This window comes from Enterobacter sp. Crenshaw, from assembly GCF_024734705.1.
GTDB classification, from domain to species: Bacteria; Pseudomonadota; Gammaproteobacteria; order Enterobacterales; family Enterobacteriaceae; genus Enterobacter; species Enterobacter asburiae_B.
Map to the genome: position 1 here is coordinate 4,255,881 of NZ_CP102932.1, position 21,611 is coordinate 4,277,491.

Genomic DNA, 21,611 nt, shown 5'->3' on the forward strand with positions numbered 1-21,611 from the left:
GTTAATGGTAATTCCCGCTTCGCAGACACCCAGCGTAGCAGGACATGAACTGAAACCTCATATGCAATAGAGCGAGAGTCAGACTAAAAATTATCTCAATACTCCGGCTTGTTTGGCAACTGATTAAATCACCGCGCCGGGCGCATAAGGTAATAAGACGTAAGTCCAACTCAAATCGGTACTCCTTGTATGCTAATTCATGCCCCACGTCAAACATCTGCAACAAACTGAATGCAAAATCATTGCGGGGATCGTTACCCGTCAGCGAATACCGACCAGACGTGGTGTAATAAACACCACTAGCTCGCGCCGTTCATTATCCTTCCCATCGTGGCGAAAAAGCTGCCCAAGCCAGGGGATTTTCCCCAGCCCCGGCACGCTGTCGCTGCCAGTTTTGTTCTTCTGCGAAAAAATTCCGCCCAACGCCAGCGTTTCTCCACTTTTTACCTCCACCTGGGTTTCTATCTCCTGTTTGTCGATCGCCAGCGTTTCGCCGTCAGCCTGCTGCAGGACTTGTCCCGGCATATTTTCACTGATGTGCAATTTCAGGCGTACGCGCCCTCCCGGTAAGACCACCGGCGTGACCTCCATCCCTAATACCGCCTCTTTAAACTCAACGGAGGTTGCGCCGCTTTCGCCGCTTGAGACCTGATACGGAATTTCACTCCCCTGCTTGATGCTGGCCGGTTGCATATGCGAGGCCAGCAGCCGCGGGCTGGCGATGATATCGACCTGCTGTTTTTGCTCCAGCGCAGAAAGCTCCAGATCCAGCAGCCGACCATTGATCCGTCCGATGTTAAAACCCACGTGGCTGGTGGCGCTGGCGACGGAAAGATCGCTACCAAGCGTGGTGAGCTGGCCAACCTTTCCCGCGTCGGCGGCGTCGGCGAGATTCCATTTCACTCCCAGCTCACGCAGGCTTTTTTCATTAATGGTCACAATATGCGCCGCCAGCTCGACCTGTTCGACAGGAATATCCATCTGAGCGGCCCAGCGCTGCAGCGTTTCCACCACCGTCTGGTTATCGCGAATCAGCAGCCGGTTGGTGCGTTTGTCGAGAGACAAACTTCCCTTTGGGCTCAGGAGTTTTTCAGCGTCTTTTTGCAGCTCTCCGGCATCGGCATAGGAGAAAGCGAGGCTGTGAGAAACCAGCGGCGCCTCAAGCTGTCGACGCGTTCGCTCCTGTTCTGAGCGCTCCTGCTGTTCACGCTGCCAGGCCGCGGTATGAACATAAAAAATGCCGCCCTCCTCTCGCAAAACGAGGCCAGCGCTGGTGACAACCGTTTGTAACGCTTGACGCCAGGGGACCCGCGTCAGGTTGAGCGAAAGCGTGCCGCCGACGTCAGGCGATATCACCAGATTTCGGTTCTCCTGTGCAACCAGGCTCTGCAGCACCTGGACTACAGGCACGTCATCCACCACCAGCGTGACCGGTTTTGGCGCGGCGGCCCACAGCGGATGGCTGAACGCCAGCAGCCACAGCATTATCCGTAAATTCATTCTTATTCGTTCCTTCTCGTTGCCACGTCCATGTTCCTGGTTCACATGTGTCACCCACATTAACAACCAGCTCCGTTTCATTTATGGCTGTTATCGTCCAGCCCGCCGGGAAGCGTTCATGCGTTTTCAGCCGGTACCAGCGCTTTTGCCCATCCTGTAAAATGCCGATAGCCTGCTGTCCTCCCACCATGCCGCGATAGCGCCACTGCGCCAGCTCGCCAATGGCACAGGGATCGTCCGGCGGGCGAAACGGATCGCGCATGCCGGTCAATAGCAGCGCTGAGCAAACCAGCAAATATCGCGCGCTATTTCGCATGTTCCAGCTCCAGCAGCAGGCGCAACGCTGTACCTTGTGGGGCAATCGCGAAAGCGGCGATCTGCACATCCCGCTGCGCCAGCCGGGAAAAAAGCGCCGGGAGAGCCTGCCACTCCACCTCCAGCATCAGTTCCCCTCCGTTCTGCAGCGGCTTCCAGTGAACCAGCGTCGCGTTATCACCCTGAAAATCGAGCGGGGAAAACGGCGTCAGCTCGCGTATTTCCGTTGTTTCCGTAAGAAACGGCACCTTTCTGACGACAGGCCATAACGCCGCGTTCGTCCTCGCGTCCTGAATCAGCTGTCGCTGTCGTTCAGCACACTGCCTGTCCAGCGGTCTGAGCAAGGTGCCCCACGCGGCCAGTCCTGCCAGGAGACTCCCCAGACACCAGAAAAGCACCCGATACCAGGGACGGCTTTCGCACCAGCGTTCTAACAGGGTATCCATGCGTTACCCCTCGCTTTTAAGATGGAGGGTGAACATCCAGCGCCCCTGGCTGTCCTGCCGAAGCTCACCCGCCGTTCCGGGCGTAAAACCCACTATTTGGCCCAGCGCATCGCGCAGAGCAGACAGGGCTGGCAGGGTTATGGCATACCCGGTCAACATCAGAGCAGGAGGCTGATAGCGAAGCTCTGTCAGCCAGACCTGTGAAGGAGTGGCGCGGGAAAGGGATTCCAGCACCGGCTGCCATGCGCGTTGTTGACGTGTCTGCGCTGGCTTCTGCGCCTGTGAGGCGAGTTTCTGCCGGGAGGCAAGCGCGTGCTGCACGGTCTGCATTCCCGTCAGCTCCGTTTGCAGCGCGTGCAGCCTCATAACAGGGTTTATCCGCAGGCAGAAAATGACCGCGAACATCAACAGCACGGTGCCGACACACATTGCCCCCCAGAAACGCAGGCATCGTGCGCGCCGCTGCTGTCGCCAGGGCAGAAAGTTCATGAGGCTCATCCGGGCACCTCGCTCATGGCCAGCGCCAGCGCAACGGTATAATCAGCGCCGCAGTCCGGTAGCGGGGCATGGCAGCGTTCCAGGATTTCCCACGGATCACGTCGGTTATCAAACAGCGCGATGTCATCCGGACCAAGCGCCAGCAGCGCCGCCAGCTCGGCCACGCTTTCGGCTTCTGTGGTAAAGCGGCGTCCCCACTGGTGGCGCATCGCCCACAGCCACTGCCGATCGTCGCGCCAGGCGACGCACGTCGCTGGCGCCACCGCAGGAAGAAGATTCGCCAGCGCGCTGGCATCCGGCGTAATGGCCACCAGCCGCAAACGCAGCGTTTTCGCCAGCGCCAGTAGGGTATCAACCTCGTTGTTTTGCGCGGCGGTCACGTGAAAGGTATTGCTGAAGGTATCCTGCGCGTAATCGAAACAGAGCGTATCGGCAGACATCTCCAGTTCGCGCGCGAGCGCCGCGCCAAGCCATGAGAGCTGCTCGCTGTCGCGCAGCGCAACGGTCGGGCGGGGGAGCGTCCGTTGCAGAGTGCGTGCTGCCGGGAAAGAGAGGAACACCCGATGGTAGTGCGGCAGCGTTTTGCGCCAGTCGCGTAACGCATCAACCAGCTGTTCTGGCTGACAAATTTTGCCGTCACGAATGATGCCCTCGTCCAGAGGAATCGCCCACCAGCGGCGCAAGCACCAGCCCGACTTATCCCGGGCCAAGGCGACGATCTGCACCCTATCCTGTTGAATATGAACGCCCGTTTGCCATGTTTTGAAAGCCATGCTTCACGATCTCCTTATCGCCCGTCGGGTTGACGGCTATATCAATGAATCAGGCTTGCCTTTATACTACCGCGCGATTGTTTAGAAACTGCCCAAGTGAAACCAAATGGGAAATCTCCGGTGAAGTTCGTAAAGTATTTATTCATCCTTGCAGTCTTTTGCATTCTGCTGGGAGCAGGCTCGATTTACGGTTTATACAAATATATTGAGCCACAGCTACCTGATGTCGCCACGCTTCGCGATGTGCGCCTCCAGATCCCGATGCAAGTCTATAGCGCCGATGGCGAGCTGATGGCGCAGTATGGCGAGAAGCGTCGTATTCCGCTGACCTTAAACCAAATCCCCCCCGTGATGGTGAAAGCCTTTATCGCCACGGAGGACAGCCGTTTTTACGAGCACCACGGTGTCGATCCGGTGGGGATTTTCCGTGCCGCGAGCATTGCGTTGTTCTCTGGTCACGCCTCTCAGGGGGCGAGTACCATTACGCAGCAGCTGGCGCGTAACTTCTTCCTCAGCCCTGAAAAGACGCTGATACGCAAGATCAAAGAGGTGTTCCTCGCGATCCGTATTGAGCAGCTGCTGAGCAAAGACGAAATCCTTGAGCTGTACCTCAACAAAATCTACCTGGGCTACCGCGCCTATGGCGTGGGGGCTGCCGCACAGGTGTACTTCGGTAAGCCCGTTGAGCAGCTCACCTTAAGCGAAATGGCAACCATCGCCGGTCTGCCGAAAGCGCCGTCCACCTTTAACCCGCTCTACTCGCTCGATCGCGCCACCGCGCGCCGTAACGTCGTTTTGTCACGTATGCTGAGCGAAGGCTACATCAGCCAGAGCGAGTACGACCAGGCGCGTAACGATGTCATTGACGCTAACTACCACGCCCCTGAGATCGCCTTCGCGTCCCCTTACCTGACCGAAATGGTTCGCCAGGAGATGGTGAATCGCTATGGTGACAAGGCCTACGAAGATGGCTATCGCGTGTACACCACCGTCACCCGTAAGGTCCAGCAGGCGGCTCAGGAAGCGGTGCGGAACAACGTGATGGACTACGATATGCGTCACGGCTATCGCGGCCCGTCAAACGTGCTCTGGAAAGTGGGCGAAAGCGCGTGGGACAGTAAAAAAATCACCAGTACGCTGAAGGCGCTGCCAACCTATGGTCCGCTCCTTCCTGCCGTGGTCACGCAGGCCGATCCTCAGGAAGCCGTTGCGACGCTCGCGGACGGTACGTCCGTCTCCCTGCGTATGGACGGTATCCGCTGGGCGCGTCCTTACCGCTCGGATACGCTGCAGGGCGCAACGCCGCGTAAAGTGACCGATGCAGTCCAGACCGGGCAGCAAATCTGGGTGCGCAAGGTAGGCGAATCCTGGTGGCTGGCGCAGGTGCCGGACGTCAACTCGGCCCTGGTCTCTATCAATCCACAGAACGGTGCCATCCTGGCCCTGGTCGGCGGGTTTGATTTCAACCAGAGCAAATTTAACCGCGCCACTCAGGCGCTGCGTCAGGTCGGTTCCAATATCAAACCGTTCCTCTACACGGCAGCGATGGATAAGGGCTTGACCCTCGCCAGCATCCTTAACGACGTGCCAATCTCCCGCTGGGATGCCGGTGCCGGTTCCGACTGGCAGCCGAAGAACTCCCCTGCGGAGTATGCCGGCCCAATTCGTCTCCGTCAGGGCCTGGGACAGTCGAAAAACGTGGTGATGGTGCGCGCCATGCGCGCAATGGGCGTCGACTATGCCGCAGAGTATCTGCAGCGCTTCGGTTTCCCGGCGCAGAACATCGTTCGCACCGAGTCGCTGGCGTTAGGCTCCGCCTCGTTTACGCCGCTTCAGGTCGCACGCGGGTACTCGGTGATGGCCAACGGCGGCTTCCTGATTGACCCGTACTTCATCAGCAAGATCGAGAACGACCAGGGCGGCGTGCTGTTCGAAGCGAAGCCGAAAATTGCCTGCCCTGACTGCGATATTCCGGTGATTTATGGCAATACGCCGAAATCCGAGGTGCTTGAGAATAAGGACATGGAAGACCCTGCCGTGTCTCAGGAGCAGCAGAACGGCGTCGTGCCGCAGCCGCAGCTCGAGCAGGCTAACCAGTCGCTGGTGGCACAGACCGGCGCGCCGGAGTATGCCCCGCACGTGATTAACACGCCGCTGTCGTTCCTGATCAAAAGCGCGCTGAACACCAACATCTTCGGTGAACCGGGCTGGCAGGGCACAGGCTGGCGCGCAGGGCGCGATTTGCAGCGCCATGATATCGGCGGTAAAACGGGGACAACCAACAGCTCGAAAGATGCCTGGTTCTCCGGCTACGGCCCGGGCGTGGTGACGTCGGTCTGGATCGGTTTCGACGATCACCGCCGTGACTTAGGTCGTACAACGGCCTCCGGCGCGATTAAGGATCAGATTTCCGGCTACGAAGGCGGAGCGAAGAGCGCGCAGCCGGCCTGGGACGCCTACATGAAGTCCGTTCTTGAAGGCGTGCCGGAGCAGCCGTTAACGCCACCGCCAGGCGTGGTGACGGTTAATATCGACCGCAGCACCGGTCAGCTCGCCAACGGCGGTAATAGTCGCGAAGAGTATTTCATCGAGGGCACGCAGCCAACCACGCAGGCGGTGCACGAGGTGGGGACAGAGATTATTGATAACGGCGAGACGCACGAGCTGTTCTGACAACAAAGCAAAACGGCAACCTCTGGTTGCCGTTTTTGTGTTTGCTCCCTCTTCCCGTGGGAGAGGGTTGGGATGGGGCATCAGGCCATTACAGCCGCCCCTGCCCCTTCAACCACTCCCGTACCAGGAACAGCGCGCTCACGTTGCGAGCCTCATTAAAGTCAGGGTCTTCAAGCAGATCCATCAGGTGCGCTAACGGCCAGCGAACCTGCGGCAGCGGCTCCGGTTCATCCCCTTCCAGCGATTCAGGATAGAGGTCTTCAGCCACCACGATATTCATTTTGCTGGAAAAATAGGACGGCGCCATGCTCAGCTTTTTCAGGAATGAAAGCTCATTCGCACCGAAGCCGACCTCTTCTTTCAGCTCGCGGTTTGCCGCTTCAAAGACGGTTTCACCCGGGTCGATAAGCCCTTTCGAGAACCCAAGCTCGTAAGATTCCGTTCCCACAGCGTATTCGCGGATCAAAATCAGATGATCGTCGACAATGGGAACAATCATCACCGCTTCGCGCGAAGAGGGGCGCATACGTTCATAAACGCGACGCACACCGTTGCTGAACTCCAGGTCCACACTTTCGACATTAAACAGGCGCGATTTGGCGACAGTTTCAACATTCAGAATGGTGGGTTTTTGTAATGGTTTGCTCATCTTGATGGGTCTTAGCAGTGAGAACTGGCGTTATTGTGCGATATGCCGCACGGTTTCGGCAATGTCAATCGTTCTTTATTTACATTTATGCAACGTATCAGGGATCAATCCTCAATTCAAAACAAATGTCAAGAGGTTGAAATGTTTCCAGGAATTTGCTGATATCGCGCCATAACAGGCTTTGCTATCATCACCGGTCACTGGGATGCGCTTCAGAATGCTCAAGTTCGACTCCATACTTGCCGATAGCCAGCCACAGACTCTCATTCAATGTAAAGGTGCTACTGACTACACCTGTAAGAAGATAAGTAAGATGGGGAAAGCATGAGCACCATTTTGATTGTTCTCGCTGCTATGCTGGCCGGCGCGTTGGTTGCAGGGTGGTTGTACAGGCGCCGCGTACAGCGCCGTTATCGTCTGCCTTTTTTAAACGCATTTGCGGGTGCGAGCACGCGTAAACTCACGCAGGACGAGCGCGATGCGGTTGAAAACTATCTCGAAATCCTGAACCGTACTCAGTTAACGCCTGGGCCAACGGGAGCCACCGCTGCGCCCGTCGCGCTAAAGCTGAATGCGCAAAGTGATACCGTGCTGTGCGTGACGCGCTCCATCACGCGCTATGGCATCACCACTGATGACCCCAACAAATGGCGCTATTACCTTGATTCCGTCGAAGTGCATCTGCCCCCGTCCTGGGAGCAATACATTAATGACGAAAACAGCGTTGAGCTGATTCACACCGATTCGTTGCCTCTGGTAATCACGCTTAACGGCCATACGCTGAATGAATACCTTCAGGAAGCCCCGCGTTTTGCGCTGGAGCGCGCGAGTTCAACGCAGGCGTCCATTCGTGGCGAAGAGACAGAGCAGATCGAACTGCTGAACATTCGCCAGGAAACGCATGAAGAGTACGCCCTGAGCCGCCCGGACGGCATCCGTGAAGCCATTCTGATCGTTGCTGCCTTCCTGCTCTTTTTTATCTGCCTGCTGACGCCGGATGTGTTTGTCCCCTGGCTGGCTGGCGGCGCGGTGCTGCTGCTGGCCGGCGGGCTTTGGGGTCTCTTTGCTCCACCGGCTAAAACCTCGTTGCGCGAGATCCACTGCCTGCGCGGGACGCCAAAGCGCTGGGGCCTGTTCGGTGAAAACGATCAGGAGCATCTCAACAATATCTCGCTCGGTATTATCGACCTGATCTACCCGCGCCACTGGCAGCCGTGGATCGCACAGGATTTAGGGCAGAAAACCGATATTGATATCTACCTTGACCGCCACGTTGTGCGCCAGGGGCGCTTCTTATCCCTGCATGATGAAGTGAAAAATTTCCCGCTTCAGCACTGGCTACGCAGTACGGTCATTGCCGGCGGCGCCGCGCTGGTCTTAGCCATGCTGCTGCTTTTCGTGCCGCTGGATATGCCCATTAAATTCACCCTGTCGTGGATCAAAGGGGCGCAAACCATTGAAGCGACAAGCGTCAACAAACTGGATGAAGCCGGTGTACGCGTGGGGGACACGCTGCGCCTGAAGGGAACCGGGATGTGTAATATTCACACCCCGGGGGCGTGGAACACGCGTCAGAGCTCGCCGTTCATGCCGTTCGACTGTTCGCAAATTATCTGGAACGACGCGCCGCCGCTGCCGCTGCCGGAATCCGAAGTGGTGAATAAGGCCACGGCTCTCACCCAGACGGTTAACCGCCAGCTGCACCCGAAACCGGACGATGATTCGCGCGTCAGCCCCGCGCTGCGCTCGGCCATTCAGAAATCAGGCATGGTTCTGCTGGATGATTTTGGTGACATCGTCCTGAAAACGCAGGATTTATGCTCCTCTCAGGATGAGTGCATACGCCTTAAAAACGCCCTGGTAAACCTGGGGAACAGCAAAGACTGGGACTCGCTGGTAAAACGCGCCGAAGCGGGACGACTGGATGGCGTTAACGTGCTGCTGCGTCCGGTGAGCGCGGAATCGCTGGATAACCTGGTCGCCACCTCGACGTCGCCGTTCATGATGCGCGAGACCACCCGCGCGGCTCAGGCGCTGAACAGCCCGGCGCCGGGTGGCTTTGTGATAGCAAGCGATGAAGGCAGCGACCTGGTCGATCAACCCTACCCGCAGGTTGCGCTTTATGACTACCCGGCGCAGGAGCAGTGGAGCCAGTTCCAGCGCCTGGCGCAGATGCTGATGCAAACGCCGTTCAGCGCCGAAGGGATTGTCACGAGTATTTATACCGACGCCAACGGCACTCGCCATATCGGCCTGCACCGGATGCCGGATAGCGCAGGCTTGTGGCGTTACATCGGCACCTCTTTGCTGATGACCGCGATGCTGATCGCCATTTTCTGGAACGGCTTTATGGCCCTGCGCCGCTACCAGCGCTCGCGCACCCGGCTTGCAGACATTCAGCAGTATTATGAAAACTGCCTCAATCCAAAGCTGATCCCCTCGTCTGAGAGCCTGATCTGATAACGTCGTTGCGCGACAAGATGTGCTACCCTGTCGCGCACGTTTCTTCTGGCTGGAGTTCCCCCCTAATGCATCTTGATATCGCCTGGCAGGAGGTAGATACCGTTCTGCTGGATATGGACGGCACGCTGCTCGATCTCGCCTTTGATAACTATTTCTGGCAAACGCTGGTTCCTGAAACCTATGGCGAGCAGCAGGGGATCTCCCCGGCAGAAGCGCAGGCATTCATTCGTTCGCAATATAGTGCGGTGCAACATACGCTAAACTGGTACTGTCTTGACTACTGGAGCGAGCGCCTCGGTTTGGATATTTGTGCCATGACCACCGCCCAGGGGCCGCGCGCCGTTCTGCGCGAGGATACCGTGCCCTTTCTGGATGCGCTGAAAGCAAGCGGCAAGCGCCGTATTTTGCTGACCAACGCGCATCCACATAATCTGGCGGTGAAGCTGGAGCATACCGGTCTGGCGTCGCACCTTGATTTATTACTTTCCACCCACACATTTGGTTATCCGAAAGAGGATCAGCGGTTGTGGCATGCGGTAAGGGAAGAGACGGGTTTGCAGCCAGAACGTACGTTGTTCATTGATGACAGCGAGCCCATTCTGGATTCCGCGGCAAGGTTTGGCATTCGCTACTGTCTGGGCGTGACCAATCCTGACTCTGGCCTGGCTGAAAAAAGCTATCTGCGCCACCCTGGACTGAACGACTATCGCCAGATGATCCCCTCACTGATCGTGAAGGAGACGCCATGAAAGAAAAACCCTCTGACGGGGTAAGACTGGATAAATGGCTGTGGGCAGCGCGTTTTTATAAAACTCGCGCCCTCGCCCGCGAGATGGTTGACGGCGGAAAAGTGCATTACAACGGCCAGCGCAGCAAACCAAGCAAGCTGGTTGAGCTGAATGCCACCTTAACGCTGCGGCAGGGCAACGATGAACGTACGGTGGTGATTAAAGCCATTACCGAACAGCGTCGACCTGCAGCGGAAGCCGTACTGCTTTATGAAGAGACGGCGGAGAGCATTGAAAAGCGCGAGAAGACCGCGCTGGCGCGCAAAATGAACGCGCTGACGATGCCCCACCCGGACCGGCGACCGGATAAAAAAGAGCGTCGCGATCTGATGAAATTTAAACACGGTGAGACTGATTAACCTCACCCGCACGAGAGATGAAAATGGCCCAACACGACCAATTACACCGCTATCTGTTTGAACAATTCGCCGTGCGCGGCGAGCTGGTCACCGTATCCGAAACCTGGAAACAGATTCTGGAAAACCACAACTACCCGCTGCCGGTGAAGACCCTGTTGGGCGAACTGCTGGTTGCCACCAGCCTGCTGACGGCGACGCTGAAGTTTGCCGGTGATATCACCGTGCAGCTGCAGGGCGACGGCCCGATGACGCTGGCGGTGATCAACGGCAATAACCAGCAGCAGATGCGCGGCGTGGCGCGCGTTCAGGGCGACGTGCCTGAAAATGCAGACCTCAAAACGCTGGTGGGTAATGGCTACCTGGTGATCACCATCTCCCCTGAGGAAGGTGAGCGCTATCAGGGTGTGGTGGGTCTGGAAGGCGATACCCTGGCAGCCTGCCTGGAAGATTACTTCATGCGTTCTGAACAGCTGCCGACGCGTCTCTTCATCCGCACCGGTGAAGTGGACGGTCAGCCTGCTGCGGGCGGTATGCTGCTGCAGGTTCTGCCTGCGCAGGACGCACAGACCAATGACTTTGAGCACCTGGCGACGCTGACCGAAACCATCAAAGCGGAAGAGCTGTTCAACCTGTCGGCGACCGACGTGCTGTGGCGTCTGTACCACGAAGAAGAAGTAACGGTTTACGACCCGCAATCCGTGGAATTTAAGTGCACCTGCTCACGCGAGCGCTGTGCTGGCGCGCTGAAAACCCTGCCGGATGAAGAGATCGACAGCATCATGGCGGAAGACGGCGAAATCGATATGCACTGTGACTACTGCGGTACGCACTACGTGTTCAATTCGATGGATATCGCTGAGATCCGCAATAACGCCTCCCCGGCGGATCCGCAGGTTCACTAAACCTCTTTCCCCTCTCCCTAACCCTCTCCCCAAAGAGGAGAGGGAACTTGAACCCCCTCTCCCCTTTGGGGTGTACGGTCCGGGGTGAGGGGTAAAAAACTCCCCCCAAGCTGAATCGTTTTCCTTATGTAACTCTTACGTAATTTTCTTACGTGTATGCGATTACATTCACATTCTTTCCGATAAAATCACCACTCTTTAACCTTTTCGGAACATTTTCCCCAACCAAAAAGCGATTCCTGCGATAATCCGCCTGCGCTGTGACTGGAGTCGCAGCGTTTTCCGTTAGTAAGGGTTTTGTCCAGATGCGTAAATCTATGAGCCCCGTCGCGGTTAACAACCTCAGAAAAACCCTACAATTTCAGGCAGTACATATTGGCTAAGGAGCAGTGATATGCGTGTTACTGGTTTAACCCCGCAAGATCTCAAGGCTTATGGTATTCACGACGTCCAGGAAATCGTCTACAACCCCGACTACGATACGCTGTATCAGGAAGAGCTCAATCCAGCACTGGAAGGATACGAGCGTGGTGTGTTGACGAATCTTGGTGCTATCGCCGTCGATACCGGTATTTTTACCGGTCGTTCGCCGAAAGATAAGTATATCGTCCGAGACGAAACCACCCGCGATACGCTGTGGTGGGCTGACAAGGGCAAAGGGAAGAACGACAACAAACCGCTCTCCCCGGAAACCTGGCAGCACCTGAAAGGGCTCGTCACCCATCAACTTTCCGGCAAGCGTCTGTTCATTGTCGACGCTTTCTGCGGCGCTAACGCCGATACCCGTCTCTCCGTGCGTTTTATCACTGAAGTGGCCTGGCAGGCGCATTTCGTGAAAAACATGTTTATTCGTCCAACCGACGAAGAGCTGCAGGATTTCACCCCGGATTTCATCGTGATGAACGGTGCGAAATGCACGAACCCACAGTGGAAAGAGCAGGGTCTGAACTCCGAAAACTTTGTGGCCTTCAACCTGACCGAGCGTATCCAGCTGATAGGCGGTACCTGGTACGGCGGCGAAATGAAGAAAGGGATGTTCTCGGTCATGAACTACCTGCTGCCGCTGCGGGGCATCGCCTCCATGCACTGCTCGGCTAACGTCGGTGAAAAAGGCGACGTGGCGGTATTCTTCGGCCTGTCCGGCACCGGGAAAACCACCCTGTCCACCGATCCAAAACGTCGCCTGATTGGCGATGACGAACACGGCTGGGATGACGACGGCGTATTCAACTTTGAAGGCGGCTGCTACGCGAAGACCATTCGTCTGTCTGAAGAGGCCGAGCCGGATATCTTCCACGCGATCCGTCGCGATGCGCTGCTGGAAAACGTCACCGTGCGTGCCGACGGCTCCATCGACTTCGACGATGCGTCGAAAACGGAAAACACCCGCGTCTCTTACCCGATCTACCACATCGACAATATCGTGAAGCCGGTGTCAAAAGCGGGTCATGCCACGAAGGTCATTTTCCTGACGGCGGATGCGTTCGGCGTGCTGCCTCCGGTGTCTCGCCTGACGGCCAGCCAGACGCAGTACCACTTCCTCTCCGGTTTTACCGCCAAGCTGGCGGGTACCGAGCGTGGCGTGACGGAGCCAACCCCAACCTTCTCCGCCTGCTTCGGCGCGGCCTTCCTGTCGCTGCACCCGACGCAGTACGCTGAAGTGCTGGTGAAACGCATGCAGGCATCCGGCGCGCAGGCATACCTGGTGAACACCGGCTGGAACGGTACCGGCAAACGTATCTCTATCAAAGATACCCGCGCCATTATCGACGCCATTCTGGATGGTTCTCTGGACGACGCCGAAACCTTCACGCTGCCGATGTTTGACCTGGCGATCCCAACGTCGCTGCCGGGTGTGGATACGCATATCCTCGACCCGCGCAACACGTACGGTTCTCCGGAGCAGTGGCGCGAGAAGGCGGAATCGCTGGCGAAGCTGTTTATTGAGAACTTCGAGAAGTATACCGATACCCCGGCGGGTGCTGCGCTGGTGAGCGCGGGACCGAAGCTGTAGTCCTTCTCCCTCTCCCCGTGGGAGAGGGCCGGGGTGAGGGCATCAGACCGCAGAGACCGCATTTTGTCGGGTGGCGGCTTCACCTTACCCGACCTACAAAAAAGGGTGGCAATTGCCACCCTTTTTTTAACCCTCTTTCACCTGCCCCCGCGTCACCGGTACCGGCAGCCAGGCGCGAATGCTCAACCCACCCCGCTCGCTGGTGCCAATCTCCAGCAGTCCGTTGTGGTTATCGATGATACGCTGAACAATCGCCAGGCCTAAGCCCGTACCGCTAGTGCTGCGCGCGCTGTCGCCGCGCACAAACGGCTGGAACAGATGCTTACGCTGCTCGGGCTTGATGCCAGGACCGTCGTCTTCCACCTGGAACCAGGCGCGGTTGAGTTCAGACCCGCTGCTGACTTTAATCCAGCCATTGCCGTAGCGCGCCGCGTTGACCACCATATTCGCCACTGCACGTTTGATGGAGAGCGGGTGCATGCGTACCTGAATTTCACCCGCCTGCAGGTCGGTATCAATCTCGCGCTCGTAGCCGCTTTCCGCCGCCACCACTTCGCCCAGCACCGCGTTCAGATCCGCCATCTCCATCGGCATCTCCTGCCCGGTGCGCAGGTAGTCGATAAACTGCTCGATGATGGCGTTACACTCTTCGATATCCTTGTTAATGGACTCGGCGAGATAACCGTCCTCTTCCCCCATCATCTCCGTCGCCAGACGAATACGCGTTAGCGGCGTGCGCAGGTCATGGCTTACGCCCGCCATCAGCAGCGTACGATCGTCCGCCAGCTGCTTCACGCCTGCCGCCATATGGTTAAACGCGCGCGTCACCGAACGGACTTCCGAGGCGCCATACTCGCGCAGCGGAGGTGGAATAATTCCTTTACCGACCTGCAGCGCAGCGTGCTCCAGGTCGACCAGCGGTCGGTTCTGGATACGGATAAATAGCCACGCGCCGCCTATCGCCAGCAGCATAATCGCCAGGGTGTAGCGGAACAGCGGCGAGAAGTCGCCCTGATGGATTTCGGTCAGCGGAACGCGCACCCAGATATTGGGTGACAGCCAGGTTTTCAGCCAGACGACGGGCGAGCTTTTGTTGACCTCAACGCGCACTTCCGTTGGGCCGCCCAGCTGCTGCGCCATCTGCTGGCTGAGGAATTCGTAGTGCTGCGCCCAGCGCAGGCCAGCGTCTTCCGCCGCTTCGTTGGAGTAGAGCGAAATGCCCAGCTCACGGTAGATTTCACGGCGAAACGCCGGGGGAACGACGAGCTGCGTGCCGTCCTCCAGCTGCAGTTTGTCGGTCATCAGCATACGGACTTCGTAGGCCAGGACCTTATTAAACTGCTGGAGGCTCGGCAGGATCGCAAAGTTCAGCACCACCAGATAGGTCGTCACCAGGCTGACGAACAGCAGGGTGACGATCAGCAACAGGGTGCGGGCAAACGAGCTACGCGGCGAGAAGCGCATTCGCCTCATGCTTTAGAGCCGTCCGGGACGAACACGTAGCCCAGACCCCATACGGTCTGAATATAACGAGGATGCGCAGGATCTTCTTCCACCATGCGGCGCAGGCGAGAGATCTGCACGTCAATAGAGCGTTCCATTGCGGAGTATTCGCGACCGCGCGCCAGGTTCATCAGCTTGTCGCGGGAAAGCGGTTCACGCGGGTGGCTGACCAGCGCTTTCAGGACCGCAAACTCGCCGCTGGTGAGCGGCATTGGCTCGTCTTCACGGAACATCTCGCGCGTGCCGAGGTTCAGCTTGAACTTGCCGAAGGCAATGACGGCTTCTTCCTGAGACGGTGCACCAGGCAGTTCGTTCGCCTGACGGCGCAGCACAGCGCGAATACGCGCCAGCAGTTCACGCGGGTTAAACGGTTTTGGAATGTAGTCATCCGCGCCGATTTCGAGGCCGACGATACGGTCAACTTCCTCACCCTTCGCCGTCACCATGATGATCGGCATCGGGTTGCTCTGGCTGCGCAGACGGCGGCAAATAGAAAGCCCGTCTTCGCCAGGCAGCATCAGGTCGAGAACCATCAGGTGGAAAGATTCACGGGTCAGCAGACGGTCCATCTGCTCAGCGTTCGCGACGCTACGAACCTGGAAGCCCTGCTCGGTCAGATAACGCTCCAGCAGCGCGCGCAGGCGCATGTCGTCATCCACGACCAGAATTTTGTAGTTCTCTTGCATTGTGTGTACTCCCAAAGGTTCGGATAGTCTTTGTAACAGCGTATTCTAAAAAAGTGCACGTATTCGACCAGTTAATTCTGGTATAAATTCTAGTCGAAATTGTTACAAAGCATATTTAACAGCAGCTTATCTGCTCATTTCATCACATAAATCATTATTAATCCTGTCTGTTACACTGTGCGGTACGTATTGTGCGCAAGACAGTTAACCGGCAGGCAGCAAAGGCTTTATCATGAAAACGCCCCTGATCACCCGCGAAGGGTACGAAAAGCTCAAAAAAGAGATGGATTACCTCTGGCGCGAAGAGCGTCCTGAAGTAACCAAAAAGGTGACCTGGGCGGCAAGCCTGGGCGATCGCAGCGAAAACGCTGACTACCAGTACAACAAAAAGCGGCTGCGCGAAATTGACCGCCGGGTTCGCTACCTGACGAAGTGTCTCGAGAATCTCAAAATTGTCGATTACTCCCCGCAGCAGGAGGGCAAAGTGTTCTTCGGCGCGTGGGTGGAGATTGAAAACGACGATGGCGACACTCTGCGTTTTCGCATTGTCGGCTACGATGAAATTTTTGGTCGTAAGGACTACATCTCTATCGACTCCCCGATGGCCCGCGCGCTGCTGAAAAAGGAAGTGGGCGATCTGGCCGTCGTTCAGACCCCAGCCGGTGAAGCCAGCTGGTACGTCAATGAGATCGTCTACGTAAAATAGTCCGAGAGCGCCCTCACCGGCTGGCATTTTGCCGTGTCAGCCCGTATAACTATCCCCTGATTTTTCGACTCAACAGATGATAAAGCCATGATGAATGATTCGCTCTGCCGCATTATTGCGGGTGATATTCAGGCCAGAGCCGAACAGGTAGAAGCTGCCGTTCGCCTGCTTGATGAAGGGAACACCGTGCCGTTTATTGCACGCTATCGTAAGGAAGTCACCGGCGGTCTGGATGACACGCAGCTGCGTAACCTGGAGACCCGTCTGGGCTATCTGCGCGAGCTGGAAGAACGTCGTCAGGCGATCCTCAAATCCATCGGCGAACAGGGCAAGCTGACCAGCGAGCTTGAAAGCGCCATCAACGGCACCCTGAGCAAAACCGAACTCGAAGATCTCTATCTGCCGTATAAACCGAAGCGCCGCACGCGCGGGCAGATTGCGATTGAAGCGGGTCTTGAGCCGCTTGCCGACCTGCTGTGGAACGAGCCGTCCCACGATCCGGAAACTGAAGCTGCCAAATTTATCGACGCCGACAAAGGCGTAGCGGACACCAAGGCCGCCCTTGACGGCGCGCGCTACATTCTGATGGAGCGCTTCGCCGAAGACGCCGCCCTGCTCGCTAAAGTGCGTGATTACCTGTGGAAGAATGCCCACATCGTCTCTACCGTCGTCGCGGGTAAAGAGGAAGAAGGCGCGAAATTCCGCGACTACTTCGATCACCACGAACCGATTTCTACCGCCCCTTCACACCGCGCGCTGGCGATGTTCCGCGGCCGCAACGAAGGCGTGCTCCAGCTCTCCCTCAACGCCGACCCGCAGTTCGACGAGCCGCCGAAAGAGAGCCACTGCGAGCAGATCATTATCGACCATCTCGGCCTGCGCCTGAACAACGCCCCGGCGGACAGCTGGCGCAAAGGCGTAGTGAGCTGGACCTGGCGCATCAAGGTGCTGATGCACCTCGAAACCGAGCTGATGGGCACCGTGCGCGAGCGCGCCGAAGATGAAGCGATTAACGTCTTCGCCCGTAACCTGCACGACCTGCTGATGGCCGCCCCTGCCGGCCTGCGCGCGACTATGGGTCTCGATCCGGGTCTGCGTACCGGCGTGAAGGTCGCTGTGGTTGACGGCACCGGCAAGCTGGTGGCGACCGATACCATCTATCCGCACACCGGCCAGGCAGCGAAAGCGGCCGTCGTCGTGGCGGCGCTGTGCGAAAAATACAACGTCGAGCTGGTTGCCATCGGCAACGGTACGGCCTCACGCGAAACCGAGCGTTTCTACCTCGACGTGCAGAAGCAGTTCCCGAAAGTGACGGCACAGAAAGTGATCGTCAGCGAAGCGGGAGCATCCGTCTATTCCGCGTCCGAGCTGGCGGCCCAGGAGTTCCCTGACCTGGACGTTTCCCTGCGCGGTGCGGTCTCTATCGCACGCCGCCTGCAGGATCCGCTGGCGGAGCTGGTGAAGATCGACCCGAAATCCATCGGCGTGGGCCAGTATCAGCACGACGTGAGCCAGACTCAGCTGGCGCGCAAGCTGGATGCGGTGGTGGAAGACTGCGTAAACGCCGTCGGCGTTGACCTGAATACCGCTTCCGTTCCCCTGCTGACCCGCGTGGCGGGCTTAACCCGCATGATGGCGCAGAACATCGTCGCCTGGCGTGATGAGAACGGCCAGTTCCAGAACCGTCAGCAGCTGCTGAAGGTGAGCCGTCTGGGGCCAAAAGCCTTTGAGCAGTGTGCGGGCTTCCTGCGCATCAACCACGGCGATAACCCGCTGGATGCCTCCACCGTTCACCCGGAAGCGTACCCGGTTGTGGAGCGCATTCTGGCCGCCACCCAGCAGGCACTGAAAGATCTTATGGGTGACAGCAGCGCCCTGCGCAACCTGAAAGCCGTTGATTTCACCGATGACAAATTTGGTGTTCCCACCGTTACCGACATCATCAAAGAGCTGGAAAAGCCGGGCCGCGATCCGCGCCCTGAGTTCAAAACGGCGACCTTTGCTGACGGCGTAGAAACCATGAACGACCTGCTGCCCGGCATGGTGCTGGAAGGCGCGGTGACCAACGTCACCAACTTTGGCGCGTTTGTGGATATCGGCGTGCATCAGGACGGTCTGGTGCATATCTCTTCCCTTGCCGACAAGTTCGTTGAAGACCCGCACACCGTGGTTAAAGCGGGTGACATCGTGAAGGTCAAAGTGCTGGAAGTGGATCTGCAGCGCAAGCGTATCGCGCTGACCATGCGTCTGGACGAGCAGCCGGGCGACACCAGCGCGCGCCGCGGCGGCAATGGCGGTGGCCGCGAGCAGCAGCGCCCGGCCGCAAAAGCGGCAAAACCGCGCGGACGTGATGCTCAGCCTGCAGGCAACAGCGCGATGATGGATGCGCTGGCGGCAGCGATGGGTAAGAAACGCTAAGGTTGCAATGCCCCTCACCCTAACCCTCTCCCCAAAGGGGAGAGGGGATCGCACGGTGCGGTCTTTCCCCCTCGTCCTCATGGATGGGGGGAATAAATTCATATCGAAATATATGAAACCGATTGCATAGCCATATTTAAACCACGAATTATCACCCCGTTAACAAATACTCCCCTTTTTGTTTTCCAGGCAATTCAGCAAATATTGAGCCAGGTCAAACAGGCCGTAAATTAATACCGTAAACAACATTCCGTCACAGTTTTAATATTGCTGATAAAAACTATTCTCATTATCATCCCATAGTAGATAATTTAACCTTTCGTGGAATCAGGCGTTATGCAATTCACTCCAGACAGTGCATGGAAGATTACCGGTTTTACCCGCGAAATTAGCCCAGCCTATCGGCAAAAGCTGCTGTCGCTGGGCATGCTGCCCGGCTCGTCATTCCAGGTTGTGCGCGTGGCGCCGCTGGGCGATCCGGTTCATATCGAAACCCGCCGCGTGAATCTGGTGCTGCGTAAGAAAGACCTCGCGTTAATAGAAGTCGAAGCCTTATCCCGATAACAAGCCAGCGGTTTCAGTGAGTCTAAAAAAATGAAAAAGTTAACTATTGGCTTAATTGGCAATCCTAATTCCGGCAAGACGACGCTTTTTAACCAGCTAACCGGAGCCCGCCAGCGCGTGGGCAACTGGGCGGGCGTGACGGTTGAGCGTAAAGAGGGCCAGTTCACGACAACGGACAACCAGGTGACGCTGGTTGACCTTCCAGGCACCTACTCCTTAACCACCATTTCGTCGCAAACCTCGCTCGATGAGCAGATTGCCTGCCACTATATTCTTGGCGGCGACGCGGACCTGCTGATCAACGTGGTCGACGCTTCCAATCTCGAACGTAACCTTTATCTGACGCTGCAGCTGCTGGAGCTGGGCATCCCCTGCATCGTGGCGCTCAACATGCTCGACATTGCGGAGAAACAAAAGCTTCGTATCGACGTCGATGCCCTCTCCGCGCGCCTGGGTTGCCCGGTCGTTCCGCTGGTCTCGACGCGCGCTCGCGGTATTGATGCGCTGAAGCTGGCCATTGACCGTCACCAGGGAAATCATGACATTGAGCTGGTGCATTACGCGAAGCCTCTCCTGCGCGAAGCCAATGTGCTGGCGCAGGAGATGGACAAAAGCATGCCGGCAAAACAGCGCCTGTGGCTCGGCCTGCAGATGCTGGAAGGGGATATCTACAGCCGCGCTTACGCCGGGCATGCGGCTGATAAGCTGGACGCGACGGTGGCCCGTCTTAGCGACGAGCTGGACGACCCGGCGCTGCACATCGCCGATGCGCGTTACCAGGCCATCGCCTCGATTTGCGACGTTGTCAGTAACGCCCTGACGGCAGAGCCCAGCCGCTTTACGGCAGCGGTGGATAAGGTTGTGCTTAACCGCTTCCTCGGTTTGCCCATCTTCCTGCTGGTCATGTACGTGATGTTCCTGCTCGCCATTAACATCGGCGGCGCACTCCAGCCTATTTTCGACGCCGGTTCCGTCGCGGTCTTCGTGCACGGTATTCAGTGGGTGGGTTACACCCTGCACTTCCCTGAATGGTTAACCATCTTCCTCGCACAGGGGATCGGCGGCGGTATCAACACCGTTCTGCCTCTGGTGCCGCAGATCGGCATGATGTATCTGTTCCTCTCGTTCCTGGAAGATTCCGGCTACATGGCGCGCGCCGCGTTCGTGATGGATCGTCTGATGCAGGCGCTGGGTCTGCCGGGTAAATCCTTCGTCCCGCTGATTGTCGGCTTCGGCTGTAACGTACCGTCGGTGATGGGCGCACGCACCCTGGATGCGCCGCGTGAACGTCTGATGACCATCATGATGGCGCCGTTTATGTCCTGCGGTGCCCGTCTGGCCATCTTTGCGGTCTTTGCCGCAGCCTTCTTTGGTCAGCAGGGCGCGCTGGCGGTCTTCTCGCTGTATGTGCTGGGCATCGTGATGGCTATTCTTACCGGTTTAATGCTGAAGCACACCATCATGCGCGGTGAAGCGTCGCCGTTTGTGATGGAGCTGCCGGTGTATCACGTGCCGCATCTGAAAAGCCTGGCGATCCAGACCTGGCAGCGCCTGAAGGGCTTTGTGCTGCGCGCCGGTAAGGTGATTGTCATCGTCAGCATTTTCCTGAGCGCGCTGAACAGCTTCACCCTCAGCGGGCAGGCGGCAGATAACATCAACGACTCTGCCCTCGCCTCCGTCAGCCGCGTCATCACGCCGGTCTTCAAACCGATTGGCGTGCATGAGGATAACTGGCAGGCAACCGTCGGGCTGTTCACCGGTGCGATGGCGAAAGAGGTGGTTGTGGGCACCCTGAACACGCTTTACACCGCAGAGAACATTCAGGAACAGGAATTTAATCCGGCAGAGTTTCATCTCGGTCATGAACTGCTGGGTGCCGTAGAGGAAACCTGGCAGAGCCTGAAAGACACCTTCAGCCTGAGCGTGCTGGCGAACCCTATTGAGGCCAGCAAAGGCGACGGCGAAATGGCAACAGGTGCCATGGGCGTGATGGGCGAGAAATTTGGCAGCGCGTCCGCGGCCTACAGCTACCTCATCTTTGTTCTGCTCTACATTCCGTGCATCTCCGTGATGGGGGCGATTGCCCGCGAGTCCAGCCGCGGCTGGATGGGCTTCTCCATCCTGTGGGGGTTAAACATTGCGTACTCGCTGTCGACGCTCTTTTATCAAACCGTTAATTTCAGCCAGCATCCGCGCTACAGCCTGGTCTGCATTCTCGCGGTTGTGCTGTTTAACGTGATAGTGCTCGGTTTACTGCGGCGTGCGCGCAGCCGCGTCGACATCGACCTGCTGGCAAACCGTAAAACCGCCGCGACCTGCTGCAGCAGCCCGGCGGGCGACTGTCACTAAGGAGT

Annotated in this window: 18 protein-coding genes; 10 read left to right on the forward strand and 8 right to left on the reverse strand. The window is 57.5% G+C overall.

Annotated features, from left to right (window positions below):
* Window positions 1-261: 261 nt before the first annotated feature.
* The 5 genes from hofQ to pilM are packed head-to-tail and all read right to left on the reverse strand — an operon-like array spanning window position 262 to window position 3,532.
* Window positions 262-1,485: a DNA uptake porin HofQ gene (hofQ, locus tag NWV12_RS20360; protein ID WP_224435150.1), complete on the reverse strand. Its 1,224-nt coding sequence runs from the start codon at window positions 1,483-1,485 to the stop codon at window positions 262-264.
* Window positions 1,412-1,816 carry a HofP DNA utilization family protein gene (locus tag NWV12_RS20365; RefSeq protein ID WP_048981432.1) on the reverse strand — a complete coding sequence of 135 codons (405 nt, stop codon included), beginning with the start codon at window positions 1,814-1,816 and terminating at the stop codon, window positions 1,412-1,414. The genes hofQ and NWV12_RS20365 overlap by 74 nt, the downstream gene beginning before the upstream one ends.
* Window positions 1,806-2,261 (reverse strand): hypothetical protein, encoded by a 456-nt coding sequence (locus NWV12_RS20370; RefSeq protein ID WP_048981433.1) that lies wholly within the window; start codon window positions 2,259-2,261, stop codon window positions 1,806-1,808. The genes NWV12_RS20365 and NWV12_RS20370 overlap by 11 nt, the downstream gene beginning before the upstream one ends.
* Before the next feature lie 3 nt (window positions 2,262-2,264).
* Window positions 2,265-2,759 (reverse strand): PilN domain-containing protein, encoded by a 495-nt coding sequence (locus NWV12_RS20375; protein WP_048981434.1) that lies wholly within the window; start codon window positions 2,757-2,759, stop codon window positions 2,265-2,267.
* A complete protein-coding gene (gene pilM, locus NWV12_RS20380) occupies window positions 2,756-3,532 on the reverse strand; it encodes a pilus assembly protein PilM (protein ID WP_048981435.1) in 777 nt (258 codons plus the stop codon). Before pilM ends, NWV12_RS20375 begins: the two co-directional genes overlap by 4 nt.
* A gap of 120 nt (window positions 3,533-3,652) precedes the next feature.
* Here pilM and mrcA point away from each other — a divergent pair, with 120 nt between their 5' ends.
* Window positions 3,653-6,205, forward strand: a complete 2,553-nt coding sequence (mrcA, locus tag NWV12_RS20385; RefSeq protein WP_048981436.1) for a peptidoglycan glycosyltransferase/peptidoglycan DD-transpeptidase MrcA — start codon at window positions 3,653-3,655, stop codon at window positions 6,203-6,205.
* A gap of 88 nt (window positions 6,206-6,293) precedes the next feature.
* Here the strand turns inward: mrcA and nudE are convergent, their stop codons facing one another.
* Window positions 6,294-6,854, reverse strand: a complete 561-nt coding sequence (nudE, locus tag NWV12_RS20390; RefSeq protein WP_008503041.1) for an ADP compounds hydrolase NudE — start codon at window positions 6,852-6,854, stop codon at window positions 6,294-6,296.
* 324 nt (window positions 6,855-7,178) lie between these two features.
* Here nudE and NWV12_RS20395 point away from each other — a divergent pair, with 324 nt between their 5' ends.
* The 5 genes from NWV12_RS20395 to pckA all read left to right on the forward strand — a co-directional run bounded on the left by NWV12_RS20395 (window position 7,179) and on the right by pckA (window position 13,380).
* Window positions 7,179-9,314, forward strand: a complete 2,136-nt coding sequence (locus NWV12_RS20395; RefSeq protein ID WP_033146817.1) for an intracellular growth attenuator family protein — start codon at window positions 7,179-7,181, stop codon at window positions 9,312-9,314.
* Between the two features lie 68 nt (window positions 9,315-9,382).
* Window positions 9,383-10,066 carry a GMP/IMP nucleotidase gene (gene yrfG / locus NWV12_RS20400; protein ID WP_048976270.1) on the forward strand — a complete coding sequence of 228 codons (684 nt, stop codon included), beginning with the start codon at window positions 9,383-9,385 and terminating at the stop codon, window positions 10,064-10,066.
* Window positions 10,063-10,464, forward strand: coding sequence for a ribosome-associated heat shock protein Hsp15 (hslR, locus tag NWV12_RS20405; protein ID WP_029740483.1), 402 nt, complete (start codon window positions 10,063-10,065; stop codon window positions 10,462-10,464). The genes yrfG and hslR overlap by 4 nt, the downstream gene beginning before the upstream one ends.
* A gap of 17 nt (window positions 10,465-10,481) precedes the next feature.
* Window positions 10,482-11,366, forward strand: a complete 885-nt coding sequence (gene hslO, locus NWV12_RS20410) for an Hsp33 family molecular chaperone HslO (protein ID WP_161495995.1) — start codon at window positions 10,482-10,484, stop codon at window positions 11,364-11,366.
* Window positions 11,367-11,760: 394 nt separating this feature from the next.
* Window positions 11,761-13,380 carry a phosphoenolpyruvate carboxykinase (ATP) gene (pckA, locus tag NWV12_RS20415; RefSeq protein WP_023309493.1) on the forward strand — a complete coding sequence of 540 codons (1,620 nt, stop codon included), beginning with the start codon at window positions 11,761-11,763 and terminating at the stop codon, window positions 13,378-13,380.
* A 126-nt stretch (window positions 13,381-13,506) separates the two neighbouring features.
* On the opposite strand, the gene envZ is transcribed toward pckA, so the two are convergent.
* Window positions 13,507-14,853 (reverse strand): two-component system sensor histidine kinase EnvZ, encoded by a 1,347-nt coding sequence (gene envZ / locus NWV12_RS20420; RefSeq protein WP_010436407.1) that lies wholly within the window; start codon window positions 14,851-14,853, stop codon window positions 13,507-13,509.
* Window positions 14,850-15,569 (reverse strand): two-component system response regulator OmpR, encoded by a 720-nt coding sequence (ompR, locus tag NWV12_RS20425; protein ID WP_001157751.1) that lies wholly within the window; start codon window positions 15,567-15,569, stop codon window positions 14,850-14,852. The genes envZ and ompR overlap by 4 nt, the downstream gene beginning before the upstream one ends.
* Window positions 15,570-15,801: 232 nt before the next feature.
* Between ompR and greB the strand changes: the two genes are divergently transcribed.
* From greB to feoB, 4 genes are all read left to right on the forward strand, one after another.
* Window positions 15,802-16,275, forward strand: a complete 474-nt coding sequence (gene greB / locus NWV12_RS20430) for a transcription elongation factor GreB (RefSeq protein ID WP_014885539.1) — start codon at window positions 15,802-15,804, stop codon at window positions 16,273-16,275.
* 87 nt (window positions 16,276-16,362) lie between these two features.
* A complete protein-coding gene (locus NWV12_RS20435) occupies window positions 16,363-18,693 on the forward strand; it encodes a Tex family protein (RefSeq protein WP_048981437.1) in 2,331 nt (776 codons plus the stop codon).
* 336 nt (window positions 18,694-19,029) lie between these two features.
* On the forward strand, window positions 19,030-19,257 hold the full coding sequence (feoA, locus tag NWV12_RS20440) for a ferrous iron transporter A (RefSeq protein ID WP_008503050.1): 228 nt from the start codon (window positions 19,030-19,032) through the stop codon (window positions 19,255-19,257).
* Window positions 19,258-19,287: 30 nt separating this feature from the next.
* On the forward strand, window positions 19,288-21,606 hold the full coding sequence (feoB, locus tag NWV12_RS20445) for a Fe(2+) transporter permease subunit FeoB (protein WP_047059829.1): 2,319 nt from the start codon (window positions 19,288-19,290) through the stop codon (window positions 21,604-21,606).
* Window positions 21,607-21,611: the final 5 nt, after the last annotated feature.

Coding starts and splice junctions, on each gene's coding strand:
- hslR (WP_029740483.1), top strand. CDS start 10,063: ATGAAAGAAAAACCCTCTGACGGGGTAAGACTGGATAAATGGCTGTGG.
- NWV12_RS20395 (WP_033146817.1), top strand. CDS start 7,179: ATGAGCACCATTTTGATTGTTCTCGCTGCTATGCTGGCCGGCGCGTTG.
- NWV12_RS20435 (WP_048981437.1), top strand. CDS start 16,363: ATGATGAATGATTCGCTCTGCCGCATTATTGCGGGTGATATTCAGGCC.
- NWV12_RS20375 (WP_048981434.1), bottom strand. CDS start 2,759: ATGAGCCTCATGAACTTTCTGCCCTGGCGACAGCAGCGGCGCGCACGA.
- NWV12_RS20365 (WP_048981432.1), bottom strand. CDS start 1,816: ATGCGAAATAGCGCGCGATATTTGCTGGTTTGCTCAGCGCTGCTATTG.
- NWV12_RS20370 (WP_048981433.1), bottom strand. CDS start 2,261: ATGGATACCCTGTTAGAACGCTGGTGCGAAAGCCGTCCCTGGTATCGG.
- hslO (WP_161495995.1), top strand. CDS start 10,482: ATGAAAATGGCCCAACACGACCAATTACACCGCTATCTGTTTGAACAA.
- nudE (WP_008503041.1), bottom strand. CDS start 6,854: ATGAGCAAACCATTACAAAAACCCACCATTCTGAATGTTGAAACTGTC.
- feoB (WP_047059829.1), top strand. CDS start 19,288: ATGAAAAAGTTAACTATTGGCTTAATTGGCAATCCTAATTCCGGCAAG.
- pilM (WP_048981435.1), bottom strand. CDS start 3,532: ATGGCTTTCAAAACATGGCAAACGGGCGTTCATATTCAACAGGATAGG.
- hofQ (WP_224435150.1), bottom strand. CDS start 1,485: ATGCTGTGGCTGCTGGCGTTCAGCCATCCGCTGTGGGCCGCCGCGCCA.
- greB (WP_014885539.1), top strand. CDS start 15,802: ATGAAAACGCCCCTGATCACCCGCGAAGGGTACGAAAAGCTCAAAAAA.
- pckA (WP_023309493.1), top strand. CDS start 11,761: ATGCGTGTTACTGGTTTAACCCCGCAAGATCTCAAGGCTTATGGTATT.
- ompR (WP_001157751.1), bottom strand. CDS start 15,569: ATGCAAGAGAACTACAAAATTCTGGTCGTGGATGACGACATGCGCCTG.
- feoA (WP_008503050.1), top strand. CDS start 19,030: ATGCAATTCACTCCAGACAGTGCATGGAAGATTACCGGTTTTACCCGC.
- envZ (WP_010436407.1), bottom strand. CDS start 14,853: ATGAGGCGAATGCGCTTCTCGCCGCGTAGCTCGTTTGCCCGCACCCTG.
- yrfG (WP_048976270.1), top strand. CDS start 9,383: ATGCATCTTGATATCGCCTGGCAGGAGGTAGATACCGTTCTGCTGGAT.